At 72.1% G+C, this 19,161-nt stretch carries 17 protein-coding genes and 1 tRNA gene; 8 read left to right on the forward strand and 10 right to left on the reverse strand.

Features of this window, described 5'->3' with window-relative positions; genetic code table 11:
• Together acs and IEY33_RS13415 are read left to right on the forward strand one after the other, a co-directional pair.
• A complete protein-coding gene (gene acs, locus IEY33_RS13410) occupies window positions 1–1,938 on the forward strand; it encodes an acetate--CoA ligase (protein ID WP_188963784.1) in 1,938 nt (645 codons plus the stop codon).
• Between the two features lie 63 nt (window positions 1,939–2,001).
• The gene (locus tag IEY33_RS13415) at window positions 2,002–2,418 is read left to right on the forward strand and encodes a globin domain-containing protein (RefSeq protein ID WP_188963785.1); all 417 of its coding nucleotides are present in this window, start codon (window positions 2,002–2,004) and stop codon (window positions 2,416–2,418) included.
• A gap of 96 nt (window positions 2,419–2,514) precedes the next feature.
• On the opposite strand, the gene deoD is transcribed toward IEY33_RS13415, so the two are convergent.
• Genes deoD through IEY33_RS13435 form a run of 4 tightly spaced genes read right to left on the reverse strand, consistent with a single transcriptional unit; the run spans window position 2,515 to window position 5,325 of the window.
• Window positions 2,515–3,225 carry a purine-nucleoside phosphorylase gene (gene deoD, locus IEY33_RS13420; protein ID WP_188963786.1) on the reverse strand — a complete coding sequence of 237 codons (711 nt, stop codon included), beginning with the start codon at window positions 3,223–3,225 and terminating at the stop codon, window positions 2,515–2,517.
• Between the two features lie 47 nt (window positions 3,226–3,272).
• Window positions 3,273–4,127, reverse strand: coding sequence for a cytochrome c oxidase assembly protein (locus IEY33_RS13425; protein ID WP_188963787.1), 855 nt, complete (start codon window positions 4,125–4,127; stop codon window positions 3,273–3,275).
• Complete coding sequence (locus IEY33_RS13430) at window positions 4,124–4,759, reverse strand: SCO family protein (RefSeq protein WP_188963788.1); 636 nt, start codon at window positions 4,757–4,759, stop codon at window positions 4,124–4,126. The genes IEY33_RS13425 and IEY33_RS13430 overlap by 4 nt, the downstream gene beginning before the upstream one ends.
• A complete protein-coding gene (locus IEY33_RS13435) occupies window positions 4,753–5,325 on the reverse strand; it encodes a copper chaperone PCu(A)C (RefSeq protein WP_188963789.1) in 573 nt (190 codons plus the stop codon). Before IEY33_RS13435 ends, IEY33_RS13430 begins: the two co-directional genes overlap by 7 nt.
• Before the next feature lie 457 nt (window positions 5,326–5,782).
• Here IEY33_RS13435 and IEY33_RS13440 point away from each other — a divergent pair, with 457 nt between their 5' ends.
• The gene (locus tag IEY33_RS13440) at window positions 5,783–7,534 is read left to right on the forward strand and encodes a DEAD/DEAH box helicase (RefSeq protein WP_188963790.1); all 1,752 of its coding nucleotides are present in this window, start codon (window positions 5,783–5,785) and stop codon (window positions 7,532–7,534) included.
• Window positions 7,535–7,729: 195 nt separating this feature from the next.
• On the opposite strand, the gene IEY33_RS13445 is transcribed toward IEY33_RS13440, so the two are convergent.
• A tRNA-Ala gene (locus IEY33_RS13445) sits at window positions 7,730–7,805 on the reverse strand.
• Window positions 7,806–8,042: 237 nt separating this feature from the next.
• Between IEY33_RS13445 and guaB the strand changes: the two genes are divergently transcribed.
• Together guaB and trhA are read left to right on the forward strand one after the other, a co-directional pair.
• Window positions 8,043–9,548, forward strand: a complete 1,506-nt coding sequence (guaB, locus tag IEY33_RS13450) for an IMP dehydrogenase (RefSeq protein WP_188963791.1) — start codon at window positions 8,043–8,045, stop codon at window positions 9,546–9,548.
• 137 nt (window positions 9,549–9,685) lie between these two features.
• Window positions 9,686–10,345, forward strand: coding sequence for a PAQR family membrane homeostasis protein TrhA (trhA, locus tag IEY33_RS13455; protein ID WP_188963792.1), 660 nt, complete (start codon window positions 9,686–9,688; stop codon window positions 10,343–10,345).
• Window positions 10,346–10,460: 115 nt separating this feature from the next.
• Here the strand turns inward: trhA and IEY33_RS13460 are convergent, their stop codons facing one another.
• The 4 genes from IEY33_RS13460 to IEY33_RS13475 form a co-directional block, all read right to left on the reverse strand.
• Complete coding sequence (locus IEY33_RS13460; protein WP_188963793.1) at window positions 10,461–11,078, reverse strand: site-2 protease family protein; 618 nt, start codon at window positions 11,076–11,078, stop codon at window positions 10,461–10,463.
• Window positions 11,079–11,148: 70 nt separating this feature from the next.
• A complete protein-coding gene (locus IEY33_RS13465; RefSeq protein ID WP_188963794.1) occupies window positions 11,149–11,775 on the reverse strand; it encodes a hypothetical protein in 627 nt (208 codons plus the stop codon).
• A gap of 29 nt (window positions 11,776–11,804) precedes the next feature.
• A complete protein-coding gene (locus IEY33_RS13470; protein WP_188963795.1) occupies window positions 11,805–12,971 on the reverse strand; it encodes a tRNA nucleotidyltransferase/poly(A) polymerase family protein in 1,167 nt (388 codons plus the stop codon).
• A gap of 106 nt (window positions 12,972–13,077) precedes the next feature.
• Window positions 13,078–14,346: a S1C family serine protease gene (locus tag IEY33_RS13475; protein ID WP_188963796.1), complete on the reverse strand. Its 1,269-nt coding sequence runs from the start codon at window positions 14,344–14,346 to the stop codon at window positions 13,078–13,080.
• A 152-nt stretch (window positions 14,347–14,498) separates the two neighbouring features.
• Here IEY33_RS13475 and IEY33_RS13480 point away from each other — a divergent pair, with 152 nt between their 5' ends.
• The 3 genes from IEY33_RS13480 (at window position 14,499) to IEY33_RS13490 (ending at window position 17,438) form a co-directional block, all read left to right on the forward strand.
• Window positions 14,499–15,650: a butyrate kinase gene (locus IEY33_RS13480; RefSeq protein WP_188963797.1), complete on the forward strand. Its 1,152-nt coding sequence runs from the start codon at window positions 14,499–14,501 to the stop codon at window positions 15,648–15,650.
• A 64-nt stretch (window positions 15,651–15,714) separates the two neighbouring features.
• On the forward strand, window positions 15,715–16,467 hold the full coding sequence (locus IEY33_RS13485; RefSeq protein WP_188963798.1) for a class I SAM-dependent DNA methyltransferase: 753 nt from the start codon (window positions 15,715–15,717) through the stop codon (window positions 16,465–16,467).
• Complete coding sequence (locus IEY33_RS13490) at window positions 16,464–17,438, forward strand: NAD(P)H-dependent glycerol-3-phosphate dehydrogenase (protein ID WP_188963799.1); 975 nt, start codon at window positions 16,464–16,466, stop codon at window positions 17,436–17,438. The genes IEY33_RS13485 and IEY33_RS13490 overlap by 4 nt, the downstream gene beginning before the upstream one ends.
• Before the next feature lie 62 nt (window positions 17,439–17,500).
• Here the strand turns inward: IEY33_RS13490 and IEY33_RS13495 are convergent, their stop codons facing one another.
• Window positions 17,501–18,949, reverse strand: coding sequence for a UDP-N-acetylmuramoyl-L-alanyl-D-glutamate--2,6-diaminopimelate ligase (locus tag IEY33_RS13495; protein WP_188963800.1), 1,449 nt, complete (start codon window positions 18,947–18,949; stop codon window positions 17,501–17,503).
• Window positions 18,950–19,161 lie beyond the last annotated feature (212 nt).

The following is a 19,161-nucleotide window of genomic DNA, read 5'->3' on the forward strand; positions in this document are numbered from 1 at the left end:
ATGACCGGCAAGATCGAGCACGCCTCGCACGACGAGGCCCCCGTCGCCCCACCCACCGACTTCGCGGCCCGCGCCAACGTCACCGAACAGCAGTACCGCGACATGTACGCGCGCAGCATGCACGACCCCGAAGGCTTCTGGGGCGATACCGCCCGCGAACTGCACTGGCACGCCCCCTGGGACCGCGTCCTCGACTGGCAGTCCCCGCACGCCCAGTGGTTCGTGGGCGGCCGGACCAACATCGCGTACAACGCCCTCGACCGGCAGGTGCAGCGCGGCCTGGGCGACCGGCGCGCCATCGTCTGGGAAGGCGAGAACGGCGACATCCGCACGTACACGTACGCCGAACTGCTCGAACAGGTCAAACGCGCCGCGAACGCCCTGCTGAACCTCGGCGTGGTCAGCGGCGACCGCGTCACCCTGTACCTCCCCATGATTCCCGAGGCGGCCATCGCCATGCTCGCCTGCGCCCGCATCGGCGCGACGCACAGCGTCGTGTTCGGCGGCTTCAGCGTCTCGGCCCTCGCCGACCGCATCCAGAACGCGCAGAGCAGGGTCCTCATCACCGCCGACGCCAGTTACCGGCGCGGCACGCTCGTCCCCCTCAAAGGCAACGCCGACGCGGCCGCCGCGCAGGCCCCCGTCCTCGAACGGATGCTCGTCGTGTGCCGCGCCGACTGCGACGCGCCCATGCAGGAGGGCCGCGACACGTACTGGCACGACGCGCTCGCCGCCGCCAGCAGCGACCACGACGCCGCGCCCCTGGACAGCGAACACCCGCTGTTCGTGCTGTACACCTCCGGCAGCACCGGCAAACCCAAAGGCGTCGTGCACACCACCGGCGGGTACATGGTCGGCACGTACCTCACCACCCGCACCGTCTTCGACCTCAAGGAAGACGACCTGTACTGGTGCACCGCCGACGTCGGCTGGATCACCGGGCACAGCTACATCGTGTACGGCCCCCTCCTGAACGGCGCGTCCGTCCTCATGTACGAGGGCGCCCCCAACCACCCCGACTGGGCGAGGTTCTGGGACATCACCGAACGCCACGGCGTCACCGTGCTGTACACCGCGCCCACCGCCATCCGCAGCTTCATGCGCGCCGGAGACGACTTTCCCGCCCGGCACGACCTGAGCAGCCTGCGCCTCCTCGGGTCGGTCGGCGAACCCATCAACCCCGAAGCGTGGCGCTGGTACCACCGCGTCATCGGCGGCGGACGCTGCCCCGTGGTGGACACGTGGTGGCAGACCGAGACGGGCAGCATCATGCTCACCACGCTGCCCGGCGCGTTCCCCGCCAAGCCCGGCACGGCCGGACTGCCGATGTTCGGCGTGGACCCCGCCATCGTGACGCGCGAAGGCGACGACGTTCCCGACGGCGAGGGCGGCCTGCTCGTGATCCGCAAACCCTGGCCCAGCATGCTGCGCACCGTGTACGGCGACGACGAACGCTACGTCAGGACGTACTGGGGCGAGATTCCCGGCGTGTACTTCGCCGGGGACGGCGCGCGCCGCGACGCCGACGGGTACATCACCGTCATGGGCCGCGTGGACGACGTCCTCAACGTCTCCGGGCACCGTCTCGGCACGAGCGAGATCGAGTCGGCCCTCGTCGGTCACGCGAGCGTCGCGGAGGCCGCCGTCGTCGGCCGCCCCGACGAGGTCAAGGGAGAGGGCGTCGTCGCCTTCGTGCTCCTCCAGAACGGCCACACCGCCGACCCGGCCGAACTGCGGCGGCACGTGAGCCGCGTGATCGGCGCGCTCGCCCGCCCGGACGCCATCTACATCGCCGACGCGCTCCCCAAGACCCGCAGCGGCAAGATCATGCGCCGCTTCCTGCGGCAGGTCGCGGCCGGACAGGAGATCAGCGGCGACACCAGCACCCTCGAAGACCCCAGCGTCCTCGACCGCCTCGCCGCCACCCCCGCCCAGTGAGCATGACGCCCAGTGAAGTGACGCGCGCGGCCCCCCGGCCCGGACGGACGCTACCCTGACGGCATGACCAACCCCCTGTCCCCCGACCTGCGCGGCACCCTGTACGACCGCATCGGGCCAGCCACGCTGCGGGACCTGCTGGAACGCTTCTACGCCCGCGTGGCGCAGGACCCGCTCATCGCGGACCTCTTCCCCGGCAGCCGCGACCCCGCCCTGTGGAGCGTGACGCTCGACAAGCAGTTCGCGTTCATGAGCGGCTTCCTGGGCGGCCCGCCCCTGTACCACAGGCAGTACGGGAACCCCATGCTGCGCGCCCGGCACCTCCCGTTCCCCATCACGCCGGACCGCGCCCGTGCCTGGCTCGCGTGCATGCAGGCCGCCCTGCGCGACACGCCGGACCTCGACCAGGGCACGGCCGCCGAACTGCACATGAGCCTCACCCGCGTCGCGATGCACATGGTGAACACCGAAACGCCCTGAGCGCCCCGCCCGGACGAGAAAGGAGAAGCGCTGCCCCACCCGATGCATTCCGGGTGGGGCGGCGCTTCCCTGCGGGGTCCGCCGTTCAGTCTCTTATCAGTCGAGGCCGAGGGCCGCTTCGAGCGCGACTTCGATCATCTGGTTGAAGGTCGTCTGGCGTTCCTCGGCGGTCGTGACCTCGTGCGTCACGAGGTGGTCGCTGACCGTCAGGACGGTCAGGGCGCGCACGCCCGCCTTGGCGGCCTGCGTGTACAGCGCGGCGGCCTCCATCTCCACGGCGAGCACACCGTGATCCGCCCACATCTGGAAGGACTGGGGGTCGTCCTGGTAGAAGATGTCGCTCGACATGATGTTCCCGACGTGCGCCGCGAAGCCGCGCGCCTGCGCGCGCTGGTACGCGGCCATCAGGAGCGAGAAGTCCGCGATGGGCGCGTAGCTCAGGCCCTGGAAGCGCGTGAAGTTCAGGTTCGAGTCGGTGCAGGCCGCCTGGCCGAGCACGATGTCGCGCACGTGCACGTCCTTCTGGTACGACCCGCAGGTGCCGACGCGCACGAGCGTCTTGGCGCCGTAACTGTGGATGAGTTCGTGCACGTAGATCCCGGCGCTGGGCATGCCCATGCCGGTGCCCTGCACGCTGACGGGCTTGCCGCGGTACGTGCCGGTGAAGCCCAGCATGCCGCGCACGCTGTTGTGCTGCACGGGGTTGTCGAAGAACGTCTGCGCGATGTGCTGCGCGCGCAGCGGGTCACCGGGGAGCAGCACGGTGGGGGCGATCTGGCCTTCCTGGGCGTTCAAGTGGACACTCATACGGTCAGGGTAACGCAGCGGGCGCGTCCGCACGAACAGGGGGGAGGTCAGGGGCGCGCGTCGGCCGGTCCGGGGGCGGGCCGGTCGTCCGGGTTCACCGCGTCCGGGTCTTCGGTTTCGGTCACGGTGCCGCTGTCGGCGAGCGCGATCAGCCACAGCATGAGCTGCGCCACGGCGAGCGCCATGCTGGGCAGGCCCGCGATCATCATGACCCACCCGCTGTTCACCTGATTCTGCAGCGGCGTGGTGTTCCACAGGCACAGGGCGCCCACGTACGGGGCGTACAGGACGCGCGGACTGTACAGCCACACGGCGGCGACCGCCATCATGGGGAGGCTGGCGAGCAGCCCGAACCAGCCGCGGTTCCCGAACCCGCGCCCCTGCACGGTCGGCAGGGGGCGCAGCACGACCGCCCAGCTGAGCAGGCCGCCCAGCACGTACAGCAGCGGCAGCAGGCCGGACGCGGTGTTGCTGACGAGCGACGCGCTGAAGCCCGCCGGGACGTTCCAGAAGACGATGATGACCGTCCACAGCGCGAGTGCCACCCACGGGTCGAGCAGCCACGACAGCGCCCGCGCCGCCCGGCCGCGCGGCACGAGGTGCCCGGCAGGCAGGCCGAGGATCACGAGGGGCGGCACGACTTCCGCGAGGACCATCAGGCGCGCCATGTACAGCGTCATGCTGTTCAGCGTGAAGTCCGTCACGGCCGTCTGCGTGACGAGCAGCGCGACCAGCAGCCCCAGCCCGAACAGTGCGGCGCGCCACGCGGGCCACGCGGCGCGCGGCGCGTGCACGAACCCCAGCGCGTACCAGCCGCCCAGCAGCAGCAGCGCGGCGAGCCATGCGGCGTCCGGGCGCGGCGCGAGCAGGTCCGCGAGGGTGGGGGAGAGGTTGGGGGTCACGGCGTCGCCATCACTTCACGCACGTCCTTCAGGACGCGTGCGGTGTCGTTGAGCTGCGTGTAGTCCCACAGCAGGCGGCGGCGGCCCTGCGCGTCGATCAGGAAGGTGGCGCTCGTGTGGTTGATCTGGTAGTCGCCCGCCCGGCCGGGCAGTGGGGCCTTCACGTACGACACGGCGTACGCGCGCGCCAGGGCCGCCAGGGCGGGCTCGCGGACCTGCACGCCCTGCGCCTGCCCGAAGTACCGGACGTACTCGCCGATCTTCTGCGGGGTGTCGCGGTCCGGGTCCAGCGACACGAACAGCACCCGGAATCGCCGCTGCTCGTCCGGCGTCATGGCCTGACGCACGCGTTCCAGGTACGCGAGCGACAGCGGGCAGATGTCCGGGCAGTGCGTGAAGCCGAAGAACAGCGCGGTGGTGGTCCCGCTGCCCGGCGTGAAGGTGTACGGCGCGGCGCCCTGCCCCCGGTCCGTGAGGCCCGTGACGGGCGCGGCGGGCAGCGGGGTATCGTACACCGTGCCGTAGTACGGGAAGGGGCTCTTCAGGCGCGTGTATGCCCACACGCCGCCCAGCAGCACCAGCACCGCCAGCAGCGCCGCGAGGGCCGACACGTACCAGGGGCGCTTCACCATTTGCGGACCGGGAGCGTGAAGGTGCGCGCGGAGCCGTCCGAGAAGGTCAGGGTGAGCGGCACGCGCTGCCCCGGTTGCGGCTGCGAGCGCAGCGCCTGCAGCATCAGGTGGGCCGTGCCGGGCAGGACCTTCAGGGTGCCGCCGGCGGGCACGGTCAGGCTGGCCGTCATGGTCATGCTCTCGCGGCCGGCGGTGTCGCGGGTGGTCGTCATGAGCATGGCGTGCCCGCTGACGGGCGTGCGGACGCCCGTGACGCGCACGGCGGTCCGGCCGGGGTTGCGGAGTTCCAGGTACGCGGAGAGTTCCTGCGCGCCGGGAGGGGCGGCCGCCACCCAGCCCTGCCGCAGCTGCAGGCCCTTCACGGCGGCGCTCGTCACGGCGGGCGTGGCGCTGCGGGGCGCGGTGGCCGTGCCGCTGGACGGGCCGCCCGGGTGGGGGGGCGTCATGCCGGGCATTCCGGCCATGCCCTGCGCGCCGCCCAGCCCGGCCAGCAGGCACAGGACGAGCAGCGCGCCCGCCCGTGACCCGCCCGGCGTGAGTGTCAGGGGCCGCTTCGTTCGCTTCATGCCTCCACTGTAGGCGCGTGCCGCTGGGCCTTTGTCCCCGTCAGCGACGGTCCGTGCGGTCCGTGCCGTGCCGGACGCGGCCCTGACCGCCGCGTGCCATGCTGCCCCGTCCCGCCCGCTGCCCTGTGCGCTCTGGCGGGTGCGCGCTCCGGCGGGCGCGGCGCGCGGCACTAGCTATTTCGCCCGTATTCGTGTATCATTTACACTCGTTGTCGGTGGCGAGCCTTCCCAGGCAGGCTCCAGACCGATCAAACCTTCGCGACTGAAGACACGCAGCGCGAATTCAATAGGGGTCAGTTCGGCTTTGCGGCACGTTTGTGCGACCCTTCAGTCAGCCCGAGTTGGACGGCTTGATGAAGTGGTGAGGTCGGGAAGAAAGCTAGGCAGTGGGTGAGTACAGTGCGTCTGAACGTTCAGAGCGCGTGGTGTTCGCCGGACTACCCCGGAGGATACAACCATGCAGTTTACTGAACTGGTCAGCCCAGAACTCTCCGCCTTGCTCGAAGCGCGCGGCATTCTCGAAGCGTCTCCCATTCAGGCGCAGTCCCTGCCGCATACCCTGGCCGGACGCGACCTGGTCGGCCGTGCCCGCACCGGCACCGGCAAGACGCTCGCCTTCGCGCTCCCCATCCTCAGCAAGCTGACGCCCAGCCGTGAACGCGGCCGCCTGCCGCGCGCCATCATCATGGCGCCCACCCGCGAACTCGCGAAGCAGGTCAGCGAGGAGTTCAGCAAGAGCGGCCCCGCCTTCGAAATCCTGACCATCTACGGCGGCGCCGCCTACGGCCCGCAGGAGAAGGCCCTGCAGCGCGGCGTCGACATCGTTGTCGGCACGCCCGGCCGCATCATCGACCACATCGAGCGCGGCAACCTCCGCCTCGACGACGTGCAGTTCGCGGTGCTCGACGAGGCCGACGAGATGCTCAGCGTGGGCTTCGCGGACGCCATCGAGAGCATCCTCAGCTCCACTCCCCCTGAGCGTCAGACGATGCTGTTCAGCGCCACCATCCCGGACGGCCTCGCCCGCATCGCCCGCAAGTACCTCGACAACCCCCTGACCGTCGACCTCGTCGGCGACACCCGCATGCAGGCCGCCACGACCGTGCAGCACCTCAAGATCAAGGCCGGACGCACCCGCACCCGCCTGCTCGCCGACCTGCTCACCGTGTACAACCCGGAGCGCGCCATCATCTTCACGCGCACCAAGCGCGAAGTGGACGAGCTCGCCATGGAACTCATCCACCGCGGCAACGAGGCCGAGGCGCTGCACGGCGACCTCGCGCAGAGCCAGCGTGAACGCGCCCTCGGCGCCTTCCGCAGCGGCCGCGTCAAGGTGCTCGTCGCGACGGACGTCGCCGCGCGCGGCCTCGACATCCCCGAAGTGGACCTCGTGGTGCAGTACCACCTGCCGCAGGACCCCGAGAGCTACGTGCACCGCTCCGGCCGCACCGGCCGCGCGGGCCGCACCGGCACCGCCATCGTGCTGTACGGCGACCGTGAACTCCGCGACCTGCGCGGCCTGGAGAACGCCACCGGCGTACACTTCCAGGAACGCGCCCACCCCACCCCGCAGGAAGTCAAGGACGCCAGCAGCCGCGCCGCCGCCGACCAGGTCCGCAGCGTCGAAGCGCAGTACGGCGATCCCTTCAAGGCCGAGGCGGAGCGTCTCTTCAGCGAACTGGGCCTGGACGCCCTGAGCCGCGCGCTCGCCCGCATCAGCGGCGCGACGCAGCCGGTGCGCAACGTCTCGCTCCTCAGCGGTGAGGAGGGCGTGGTGGCCGTGCAGCTCGAAGGTGGCCGCATGAGCATCCCGCGTGCCGTGGCGCTCATCTCGCGCAGCACCAACGTCGAGAGCCGCAAGCTCGGCAAGGTGCGCCTCCTGACCTCCGGCGTGGCCGCCATCGCGGACGTGCCGACCGAGGTCGCGCAGCAGCTCATGAAGCTCTCCCCGCTGGACGGCGAGGTGACGGTCAGCGTCCCGACCGAACTGCCGGAACTGCAGGAACCCCGCGAGCGCGAGGGCAGCCGTGACGGTGGCCGCTTCGGCAGCCGTGGCGGGAGCGGCGGCGGTGGCCGCAGCTACGGGAACCGCGAGGGCGGCTACCAGGGCAACCGCAGCCGCTTCGGTGGCCGCGACGAGGGCAACAGCAGCGGTGGCCGCGACTTCAGCGACCGCGAGTTCCGCCCCCGCGAGGACCGCCGCCGCTGACCCCGCCGCGCGCCCGTGAGGGCGCGTGACGGCGGAGCGACACGCAGGACATCAGCACAGAAGGCCGGGCGGGAGCTTCCACTGGAAGCTCCCGCCCGGCCCTGTCGTCTCTGGCTGCCGCGCCGGGATCCCGCGTGGCCCGGACCGCTGCCCGCCGTGGGCAGGCATGAAAAAACCCGCCTTGCGGCGGGTGGTTGGTGGAGCCAAGCGGGATCGAACCGCTGACCTCGTCATTGCGAACGACGCGCTCTCCCAGCTGAGCTATGGCCCCTTTCGTGCGTGCCTGCTTTCCAGGCGAAGCAGAGAGTAGCATGCGCTCCGCGCGCGCGCAAGTCCCCGCCCTGTCTGGGGCAGTGTCACCTGGGTTCCCAGCCGTCCCGCCCCGCCCTGCTATGCTGACCCAAACCGGTCCGCCGCCCACCCCGGCAGCGGCAACCGCCCGCCCGGGCCGCGCGCCCCCCCCACACCACGATGTTCCCGCCCTCACCCGTCCAGGAGGACTTCCTTCATGCCCGACCAAGCCGTGCTCGACCCCCAGCAGACCCCGCAGACCCAGGACCGTTTCGCGTACAAGTTCGGGCGGGAAGGCATCACCTTCGACGACGTGCTCCTCCAGCCGCGCCACTCGCAGGTGCTGCCGCACCAGGTGGACATCGGCACGCAGCTCACCCGCAACATCCGCCTGAACATCCCCTTCCTGTCCGCCGCGATGGACACCGTGACCGAGACCGCGATGGCGGTCGCCATGGCGCGCGAGGGCGGCATCGGCGTGATCCACAAGAACATGCCGGTGCAGGCGCAGGCCGAGATGGTCCGCAAGGTCAAGCGCAGCGAGAGCGGCATGATCGTGGACCCCATCACGCTCCCCATCACCGCCAGCGTACGCGAGGCGGACGAGATGATGGCCGAGTACCGCATCAGCGGCGTGCCCATCACGGACGAGGCCGGGAAGCTGCTCGGCATCATCACCAACCGCGACATGCGCTTCGTGGACGACATGACGCTGCCCGTGTCGGCCGTCATGACCAAGGACGACCTCGTGACCGTGCCGGTCGGCACGACGCTCGAAGAGGCGCAGGAGATCTTCAAGCGCACCCGTATCGAGAAGCTGCTCGTGGTGGACGACGCGTACACCCTGAAGGGCCTCATCACCGTCAAGGACCTCAGCAAGCGCGTCAAGTACCCGAACGCCGCCAAGGACGCCCTGGGTCGCCTGCGCGTCGCGGCCGCCATCGGCGTGAGCGCCGACCTGATGGAGCGTGCGGGCGCGCTCGTCGCGGCGGGCGTGGACGTGCTGGTGCTGGACAGTGCGCACGGACACTCGGAAGGCATCCTGAAGGCCGTCTCTCAGGTCAAGGCGGCCTTCCAGGTGGACCTGATCGCCGGGAACGTCGCCACGCGCGAGGGGGCGCTCGCGCTCATCGAGGCGGGCGCGGACGCCGTGAAGGTCGGGATCGGGCCGGGCAGCATCTGCACCACCCGCGTCGTGACGGGCGTGGGCGTCCCGCAGATCACGGCGATCTTCGAGGCGTGCGAGGCGGCCCGCGCGCACGGCATTCCCGTCATCGCGGACGGCGGCATCAAGCAGACGGGCGACGTGCCCAAGGCCATCGCGGCGGGCGCGAGCGCCGTCATGATGGGCAGCATGCTGGCCGGGACGGACGAGGCGCCCGGCGAGACGGTCCTGCGCGACGGTCGCCGCTACAAGAGCTACCGCGGCATGGGGTCGCTCGGCGCGATGGACCAGGGGTCCGCCGACCGGTACTTCCAGGGCGGCAGCCGCAAGTTCGTGCCGGAAGGCATCGAGGGCATCGTGGCGTACAAGGGCACGGCGGGCGAGGTCGTGTACCAGTTCGTGGGCGGCCTCAAGAGCAGCATGGGGTACTGCGGGGCGGGCACGCTGGAGGCCCTGCAGCGCGACGCGCAGTTCGTGCGCATCACGGGTGCCAGCCTCATCGAGAGCCACCCGCACGGCGTGACCATCACGCGCGAGGCTCCCAACTACAGCCGCTGAGCGGGGCGGGGGAGGGCGGGCCGGACCGTGGAGCGCAGGCTCCCGTCCGGCCCGCTCCCGTCTTTCGTGCTGATCCTGCCCTGCCGAATAGCTGACACTCTGTCATTTGCTTGCATGCAAAGGCGTACACTGAAGGCATGACCCGGCCCCTGCACCGCCTCCACCCCTCCCGCCTGCGCGAACCGGTCAACAGCCTCACGCACTGGGCCGGCGTGCTGCTCGCCGTCCCTGTCCTCGCGGGCCTGCTCGTCTGGGCGCACCTGCACCACCTCAGCCTCTGGCCCTTCATCGTGTTCGGGCTCAGCATGGCCGGCCTGTACGCCGCCAGCGCCACCTACCACAGCCTCAACGTCGGCGAACGCGCCATGCTCTGGCTGCGCAAACTCGACCACAGCGCCATCTTCCTGCTCATCGCGGGCAGCTACACGCCGCTGGCGTACTTCGGCCTGAACGGCATCTGGCGCGAGGTGGTGCTGTACGTCATCTGGGGCATCGCCCTGTCCGGCATCCTGCTGAAACTCCTCACCATGCGCCTCCCCCGCTGGATCAGCACCCTGCTGTACGTCCTGATGGGCTGGCTCGCCCTGGCCTTCATCCCGCAACTGAGCCGCAACCTCCCGCACGCCGCGATCTTCTGGCTCGCCGCGGGCGGCCTGCTGTACACGGCCGGGGCCGTCGTGTACGCCACCAAACGCTGGAATCCCCGCCCCGGCGTGTTCGGCTTCCACGAGATCTGGCACCTCTTCGTGCTCGGCGGGACCGGCGCGCACGTCGCCATGATGTTCGCCCTGCGCTGAACGCCGCAGCCGTGAAGGCACACGAATGCAGGGCGGGCCGGGGATGCACTCCCGGCCCGCCTTCTCTGTGCTTCTCTTTTTCTCTGTCGTCCCGGCCGCGCCGGTACAGGCCGTGCTAGTACAGGCCGATCAGGCCCAGCACCCACGTCTGCACGCCGCCGATGATCCCGCTGATGACGGGCCGCCCCAGGTAGATCACGACCATCACCAGAATGAAGCTGTACGGCTGCATCTCGAACTCCATCAGGGCGCGGCCCAGCGTGCGCGGGAACAGCGCCGCCACGATCCGGCTGCCGTCCAGCAGCGGCAGCGGAATGAGGTTGAAGACCGCCAGCACGATGTTGATGCTCAGCACGTAGAACAGCACGGTGTCGCCCAGTTCGCTGCGCGGCACGACCTTCAGCAGCACGGTCGCCACGACCGCGATCAGGATGTTGCTGATCGGCCCGGCCGCCGCGACCCACAGGCCGCCCCAGCGGCCCAGGTTGTTCGGGTTGATCGGCACGGGCCGCGCGAAGCCGAAGCCCGCCACGAGCAGCAGGATCGCGCCGAAGGGGTCGAGGTGAGCGAGCGGGTTGAGCGTCACGCGGCCCGCGCGGCGCGGCGTGGAGTCGCCCAGCCGGTCGGCCGTCCAGGCGTGAGCGAATTCGTGCACGGTCAGGGACAGCACGAGCGCCACCGCGACGATCACGAAGGCGACGGGATTGGTGGTGAGCAGGCTGAGGAGACCCATACCGGCAGTCTAGCGGCTCACCGCCCGCCGCTTGTCCCAGCCCACGCCCCGCCCGCGCGGGCGTCACCCTTCAGGGCAGCAGGCCCACCACGCCGCTCAGGGCGCGCCACGCGGGCTCGGTGGCCCAGCTGAGCGTGCCGCTCAGGGCCAGCAGCAGCCACGCGATGTACGCCAGGACCGGCCCGGCCATCTGCAGCTGCGCGAGACCCTGCCGCAGCAGGCGCGGCCCGGTCAGCGCCAGGGTGCGGCCCAGGTCCAGGCCCGGCAGCGGCAGCAGAAAGAACACGCTGTGCTGCGTGAGCCCGTACGCGGCCCGCCCCAGCGCCAGCCCGAGCGGGTCGAAGCCGCTCAGCAGCCACTGCTGCACCCGCTGCAGCAAGAGGAGCAGCAGCGCCACGCCCAGCAGCGTGAACGGGCCGGACAGCAGCGTCAGCGCGGCGGGACGGCCGTGCAGGCGCAGCGGCACGGGGCGCGGCAGCGCCAGGCCGAGCAGCAGGTACATCAGCAGCGACACGAGCGTGTGGTGCACGGGTGGTTCCGGCGACACGAAGCCCGCGTCGGCGGCGGACGGGTCGCCCAGGCGGCGCGCGAGGAGCGCCTGCGTCATGTTGTGCAGCGTCAGGCCGCCCAGCACGGCCAGCACGAGCAGGACGAGGACCAGCGGGTCACGGGCGATCAGGGTGATGGGGCCGAACATGCGCCCTTACCCTACCCCGGCGGCCGCCCTCACTGCGGCGCGTCCAGCCACGTGAGCGCGGCGCGGCGTTCGTCGTCGCGTGTGGCGTACCGTCCGGCGCGGCGCTCCTGAGCGAGCCGCGTGAGGAGCTGCCCCACCTGCGGGCCGGGCGGCACGCCGAGTGCCAGCAGGTCGCGGCCCTGCAGCGGCGGGTACGGCGGGGTCAGGCCCAGCAGGTCGCGCAGCGTGTGTTCCGGCGTGCCGGGCCGGGCGGGCTGGTCGCCACGCGCGCGGTCCAGCAGCTCGGCGGGTTTCGGGCCGAGCGCGAGCGCGTCCAGCCGCTCGGGGCCGCGCGGCAGGCTCAGGAGTGCCGCCGCGTACAGGGTGCGGTGCGTGCCTCCGGGCGCAGCGCCGGACTGGGATGCGCCGGGCTGGAGGGCGTCCAGGCGTTCGAGCAGGTCGGCGGCCCCTTCCGGCAGCAGGGTCGCCGCACCCCAGTCGCTCAGGGCGCGCGCGGCGCGGCCCGGCCTGGGCTCGTCCAGCAGCAGCCGCAGCTCCGACGCGAGGCGCGGCGTGCGGGCTGCCATGCCCAGCGCGTCCGGCACCTGGGCCAGCAGCTCCGGGTGCGCGTGCAGCGGCAGCCGCCCCGCGAGGCGCGCGGCCCGCACCAGCCGCGACGCGTCCTCGTGCAGCGAGAGGGCGTGCAGGGGCCGCAGCGTGCGTGCCCGCAGGTCCTCCAGGCCGCCCGGCACGGCCAGCAGCGCCAGCGTCCCGTCCGGCGTCACCTCCAGCGCCAGCGCGTTCAGCCCGAAGTCGCGGCGGGCCAGGTCGTCCTCCAGCGTGCCCGGCAGCGGGACCGGCGACCCGCCCGGCACGGGGTACGTCTCGCGGCGCGCCGTCACGAGGTCCGCGCCCTCCCCGCCCGGCAGGGTCAGCGCCGCATTCCGGAAGGCGGGGTGCCACACGAAGTCCCCCAGCCGCCCTGCGAGCCGCTGCACGTCGTCGCCCGCCACCACGAGGTCCAGGTCCGGCGACGCGCTCCCGCGGCCGAGCAGCGCGTCGCGCACCGCGCCGCCCACCAGCGCCACGCGCGCGCCCGGCACGGCCAGCGCCCGCAGCTCGCGCAGCAGCGTCCGCGCGTGCGGCGGCAGCGCCTCCCACACGGTCCGGGCGTCCAGCGCCGCGCCCGGGTCCGGGGCGGGGGAGAGGGACGTCATGCGGCGCGGCCCTGGCTGCACGCGGCCGCCCCCCGCACCGCGCGTGGTTCCCTGCATGGTCCGGTCATCCCTTCATCCTGCCACCTGCGCCCGGCCGGCGTGCCCTTCAGTTCGTCTGCTGGAAGGCGGCGGCGTCCAGCGTCAGCTTCACCTGCCGGGTCTTGCCGCCGCGCACCAGCGTGAGCGTGACCGTGTCGCCCACCTTGCGGTCGATCAGGCCCGCCTGCAGGTCTTCCAGGCTGTCGACCGCCTGCCCGTTCACGGCCGTCACCACGTCCCCGCCCAGACTGATCTGCCCGCCCTGGAAGCTGCGGGTGCTCGTGCCGCCCACCAGGCCCGCGCGCGACGCGGGCGAGTCCTTGTTCACCTGCGCGATCACCACGCCGCGCGCCGGGAGGCCCAGCTGCGCCTTCGCGCTCTCCGTCAGGGACCCCAGGCCCAGCGCGACCGGCTGCGGCCCGCTCTGCGACTGCTGCAGCGCCACGAGGCCCGGCGTGATCCCGATGATCGGGGCGCGCACCTCCTTGCCGTTCGCGTTCTGCAGGCGCGTCAGCAGGTTCCGGGCGGTGTTGATGGGAATCGCGAAGCCCACGCCCGCGTTCTGCCCTTCCCCGCCGGAACTGGCGGGACTGATGATCTGCGTGTTGATGCCGATCACCTTCCCGGCGCTGTCCAGCAGCGGCCCGCCGCTGTTGCCGGGGTTGATGGCCGCGTCCGTCTGGATGGCGTTCTGCGTGATGCCCTGCGCGCTCCCGCCGTTCGAGAATCCGATCGGGATGCGGCGGTTCGTGGACGACACGATGCCTTCCGTCACGCTGAAGTCCAGCCCGAACGGCGCGCCCATCGCGACGGCCTTCTGCCCCACTGCGAGCCTGTCGCTGTCACCGAGCGGGATGGGCCGCACGAGGTTCGCGGGCAGCTTGCTGGGCCGGATGAGCGCCAGATCGTACTGCGGGGCGCGCCCCACCACGGTCGCGGTGTACGTCTGCTTGTTGCCGAGCAGCCGGATCTGGATCCTGTCCGCGTCGCGCACCACGTGGTAGTTCGTGAGGATGTCGCCCGCGGCATTCACGAAGAACCCGGACCCGACGCCCTCCACCTGCTGCGTCCCGCCCTGCCCGAACATCATCCCGAAGGGGTCGGCCTGCACGGTCTGCTCGGTGCTGATGTACACGAGGCCCGGCTCGTAGCGTTTCACGATGTCGATGGTGTTCGCCTCGTTCTGCAGGCGCGCGGCCGTCTCGTCGAGCTTCGGGGCGGTCGCCTGCGTGGACTGCGCCTGTGAGACGGGCACCTGGCCGCGCAGGACGGTGGCGCCCAGGCCCAGGCCCACCAGCGCGGCCACCGTGACGATGAGAGTGTTGCGGGACGTCATGCCACCAGGGTAAGTGAGGAAGGCGAGGCCTGAACCGCACGGCCCTAAGGACACGTTTAGAATCGCGCCCCTCCCGCAGTGACAGCTTCTGTCCTTCGCCGGGCGGGCGCGTGTGGCGTTCCATCCGCGTGAACTGCTAGCCTGTGCGGGCCATGCTGGCCTACGTCATCAATCCCGGTTCCAGTTCCACGCGTCTCGCGCTGGCCGACATCCAGCCGAGCGAGAACCCGGACCTGCCCGGCCAGCTCCGCCTGACGCTCACGCGCGCCGAACTCGACCTGCCCGACACCCTGCAGACGCTCACGCCGCTCAGCGGGGCGTGGGTGGCGGCCCTCGTCGCGGACCTGCACCACGCGGCCCGCGACTGGCCCGCCCCGGACGCCGTCGTGTCGCGCGGCGGCGCGATCGGCGAGGTGACGGCCGGGACCTTCGTGGTCACGCCGGAACTCGCGGCGCACGCCCTGACCGGCCAGTCCGGCGAGCACTCCGGCAACGTCGGCGCGGCCCTCGCGCTCGGGCTCGCCCGGCAGTACGGCGTCCCCGCCCTGATCGTGGACCCGCCCAGCCTCGACGAGCGCCTCCCCGAAGCGCGCGAGAGCGGCCTGCCCGGCGTGCCGCGCAGCAGCCGCTTCCACACCCTGAACGCGGGCGCCGTCGCCCGCCGCGCCGCGTACGAGGTCGGACGCAGCTTCCATGACGCGCGCGTCGTCGTCGCGCACCTCGGCGCGGGCATCAGCGTCACCGCCTTCGACAAGGGCCGCGCCATCGACACGAGCGGCATCTCGCAGGGCGAGGGGCCCTTCAGCGCCACGCGCGCCGGACCGCTCCCCCTGCCGGGCCTGCTGGACCTCGCGTACCGCCTGCCGCGCCCCGAACTGGAAGCGCACCTCACGCAGGCGGGCGGCTTCGTGGGCCTCACCGGCAGCGGCGACCTGCGCGAACTGGAGCGCCGCGAGAAGGCCGACCCGCAGGTGCGCCTCGCGGCGGACGCCTTCGTGCAGCAGGTCTGCAAGGCGCTCGGCGCGTACAGTGCCGCGCTGCCGGGCCGCCCGGACGCGCTCGCCATCTCGGGCGGCATCGCGCGCTGGCAGAGCCTCATCGACCGCATCGAGCGCCGCGTCGCGTGGATCGCGCCCCTGACCGTCATCCCCGGCGAACTGGAACTCGAAGCGCTCGCCGAAGGTGCGGGCCGCGTCCTGCTGGGCCTGGAGGAAGCGCAGGAATGGCAGGACCCCGCCCGCCTCGCCGTGCAGCCCGCCGGGCCGGAGCCGCACCCCGACCAGCCCACCCCAGACCGGCCCTGAACCCGCCACCCGGCTCCGGCCCGTCCGGGCGCGGCCTTCACGCCCGCCCGCTATCATGCGCCCCATGCAGCGCCCCCCCTTCTCGGCCCTCGCGGGCGTGTACGACGCCATCATGGCCGACATCGAATACGGCGACTGGGCGGACTTCGTGCTCGACTACGCCCGCGACCGCGACCTCACGCCCGCCACGGCCCTCGACCTGGCGTGCGGGACGGGCGCCCTCACCGCCGAACTCCAGCGGCGCGGCCTGAACGTCACGGGCCTCGACTACAGCGCCGACATGCTCAACGTCGCCCGCGCCCGCCTGCCCGGCACGCCCTTCGTGCAGGGCGACCTGCGCGACTTCGACCTGCACGCCCGCTACGACCTCGTCACCTGCGTCTTCGACAGCCTCAACAACCTCACCGAGCCCACCGACCTGCAGGCCGCCCTGACACGCATGACCGCGCACCTGAACCCCGGCGGCCTCCTCGCCTTCGACGTGAACACCCGCGTCGGCGTGCGCGACCTGTGGGAAGGCGAAGTCATGGAGGGCCTCGCGCCCATGACGGACGGCCGCGAAGTGCACTACCACTGGTCGCACCACTACGACCCCGACACGCAGCTCGGCACGGTCCAGGCCATCTGCCGCGTCGAGGACGAGGAATTCATCGAGCTGCACACCGAACGCGGCTACGACGCCGCCGACCTCGAACCGATGCTGCGCGCCGCCGGGCTGCACAGCTGGGAATTCTGCGAGTACCCCGACTACGCCGAACCGTGGCCCGACACGCCGCGCATCTGGGTGTTCGCCCGCACCGCAGGCGGAGCCGCGTGAACACCGCACCGGACACGCCCGTCCCCGTGCTCGGCGCGGGCGGCTGGGGCACCGCGCTCGCCGCGACACTCGCCCGGCACGGCCGCCCCAGCACCCTCTGGGCGCGGCGCGAGGAGGTCGCCCGCACGCTCGCGCAGGACCGCGAGAACCGCGACTACCTGCCCGGCGTGCCCCTCCCGCAGGCCGTGCACGTCACCGCCGACCTGCACGCCGCCGTGCACGGCCGCGACTGGGCCCTCCTGACCGTGCCCAGCGTCGGCATTCCCGACCTGCTGCACGCCCTCCCGCGCGACCTGGGCGTCGTGCTGTGCGCCAAGGGCCTCGCGCCGGACGGCGACCGCCTGAGCCTCCTCGCGGGCCGCCTGGGCTTCACGCGCGTCGCCGTGCTCAGCGGCCCCAACCACGCTGAGGAGATCGGACGCGGCCTGCCCGCCGCGACCGTCGTCGCCAGCAGCGACCCCACCCTGAGCGCCACCGTGCAGGACGCCCTCATGACGCCCGCCCTGCGCGTGTACACCAGCCGCGACCTGAGCGGCGTCGAACTCGGCGGCGTCCTCAAGAACGTCATCGCGCTCGCCGCCGGACTCATCGACGGCCTCGAACTCGGCGACAACGCCAAGGCCGCCCTCATCACGCGCGGCCTGCGCGAGATGGGCCAGTACCTCGCGTCACAGGGCGCCGAGGAAGGCACCGTGTACGGCCTGTCGGGCCTCGGGGACCTCGTCGCGACCGCCGGGAGCCGCCACTCCCGCAACCGCGCCGCCGGAGAGGCCATCGGGCGCGGCCAGAGCGCCAGCCAGGGCGGCAAGGTCGTGGAAGGCGTCCGCACCGCCGGCCTGCTGAGCGCCTGGGCCGAAGCGCACGGGCAGGACCTGCCCATCGTGCGCGCCGTCGCCCGCGTCGTGTCCGGCGAGTGGACGCCCCGCCAGGGCGTGCAGGAACTCATGGGAAGGCAGGCCAGAAGCGAATAGGAGTGGCCCCGGACCCTCCGGTCACTCCGACCTCACGTGACGCCCGCCGGGGCCTGGGGCGCTCAGTCGAGCAGCGCGTCCCGCGCTTCCTGCACCTCGTTCCAAGGAATCGTCTCGTGCAGGCGCTCCAGCGTCTCCTCCGGGCCTTTCCCGGCGAGCAGGACCGTGTCGCCGGGCCGGGCGAGGCGCACGGCAGCACGGATCGCCTCGCGGCGGTCCGGGACGCTCGTGTGGTTGCTGCGGCCGCCCGCGCCGCGCTCCATCTCCTGCAGGATGTCCCGGATGGGCGTGTCGCGGCTGTCCTCCTCCGTGAAGAACGCGTGGTCGGCGAGGCGCGTGGCGACCTCCCCGAGCGGCGCGCGCTTGCTGGGGTCGCGCAGGCCGCCCGCAGATCCGAGCACCACGATCAGGCGGCCCGGCGTGGTGACGCGCAGCGTGCCGAGCGCCTTCTCCAGGCTGGGCGGCGTGTGCGCGAAATCCACGACGACGCGCCGCCCGCCCGCGTCCGGCACGAGCTCCATTCGGCCCGGCACGCCCGCGAAGCTCGCCAGGCCGTCCAGCAGCGTCCCGAGGTCCGCGCCGAGCTGCGCGGCGGCCGCCATTGCCGCGAGGGCGTTGTGGACGTTGAAGCGCCCGATCATCGGCAGCCACGCCTCCGCTTCACCGAGCGGGCAGTGCAGCCGGAAGCGCAGGCCGCCCACCTCCTCGCGCACGTCCGCCGCACGCCACGCCGCTTCCGGCGCCTCGCCGTACAGGGTGTGTGGGCCGAGCGCGGTCAGGTGCGCCGTCCAGGGGTCGTCGGCGTTCAGGACGGCGAAGGGGGCACGTTCGATCAGTTTGCGTTTCTCCTCGAAGTACCCCTGCACCGTCCCGTGAAAGTCGAGGTGCTCGGACGTGAGCTGTGTCCACACCGCCACGTCCCACGCCACGGCCCGCACGCGTTCCAGCGCGAGCGCGTGACTGCTGGCCTCCAGCACCACCGCCCGCGCGCCCGCCTGCAGCTGCCCGGCGAGGTTCTCCTGCACCTGCGGCGCTTCCGGCGTGGTGAAGTGCGCCGGGAAGTGCCGCACCGCCCCGTCCGGCAGCTGGTACCCGGCGGTGCTGAGCAGCCCGGACGGCAGGCCCGCCGCGCGCAGCAGGTGCACGGTCATCCAGCTGGTGGTGGTCTTGCCGTCCGTGCCGGTCACGCCGACCACCTTCAGGGCGCGGCTCGGGTCGCCGTGCAGCGCTGCCGCCACGTCCGCCAGCGCCGCGCGCGCCTCCGGGACCCGCAGGTACGGCAGGGGAGCGGCCACGCCGTCCGGCAGGCCCTCCCCGAGCACCAGGACCGCGCCGCGCGCCGCGACGTCCGCCAGGAAGCTGTGCCCGTCGAAGCGTGCGCCACGAATGGCGACGAACGCCATGCCCGGCTGCACCCACGCGGCGTTGTGCGTGACGCCGCTCACGTCGGGGTCCGGCGTGCCGTCCGGGAGGGAGAGGTTCAGGGCGCGGGCGAGGTCGTGCAGCTTCACGCGCCCAGTCTACCGGGACGCCGTCTGCCGGGACACCGTGACCCGGCCCCGCCCCTCCGGGCAGCGTGGCGTGGGGAACAAAAAAAGCGCCCTTTCGGACGCTGATATGGAAAGTATACCCCGGTATGCACCCGGTGTCAAACGATGCACGCGGGTGGTCGTGGACTCTTGGGCACGACAGTGGTTCAATGAACCATGAACGAGCTTACGTG

Source organism: Deinococcus aquiradiocola, from assembly GCF_014646915.1.
In the GTDB taxonomy this organism is placed as follows: domain Bacteria; phylum Deinococcota; class Deinococci; order Deinococcales; family Deinococcaceae; genus Deinococcus; species Deinococcus aquiradiocola.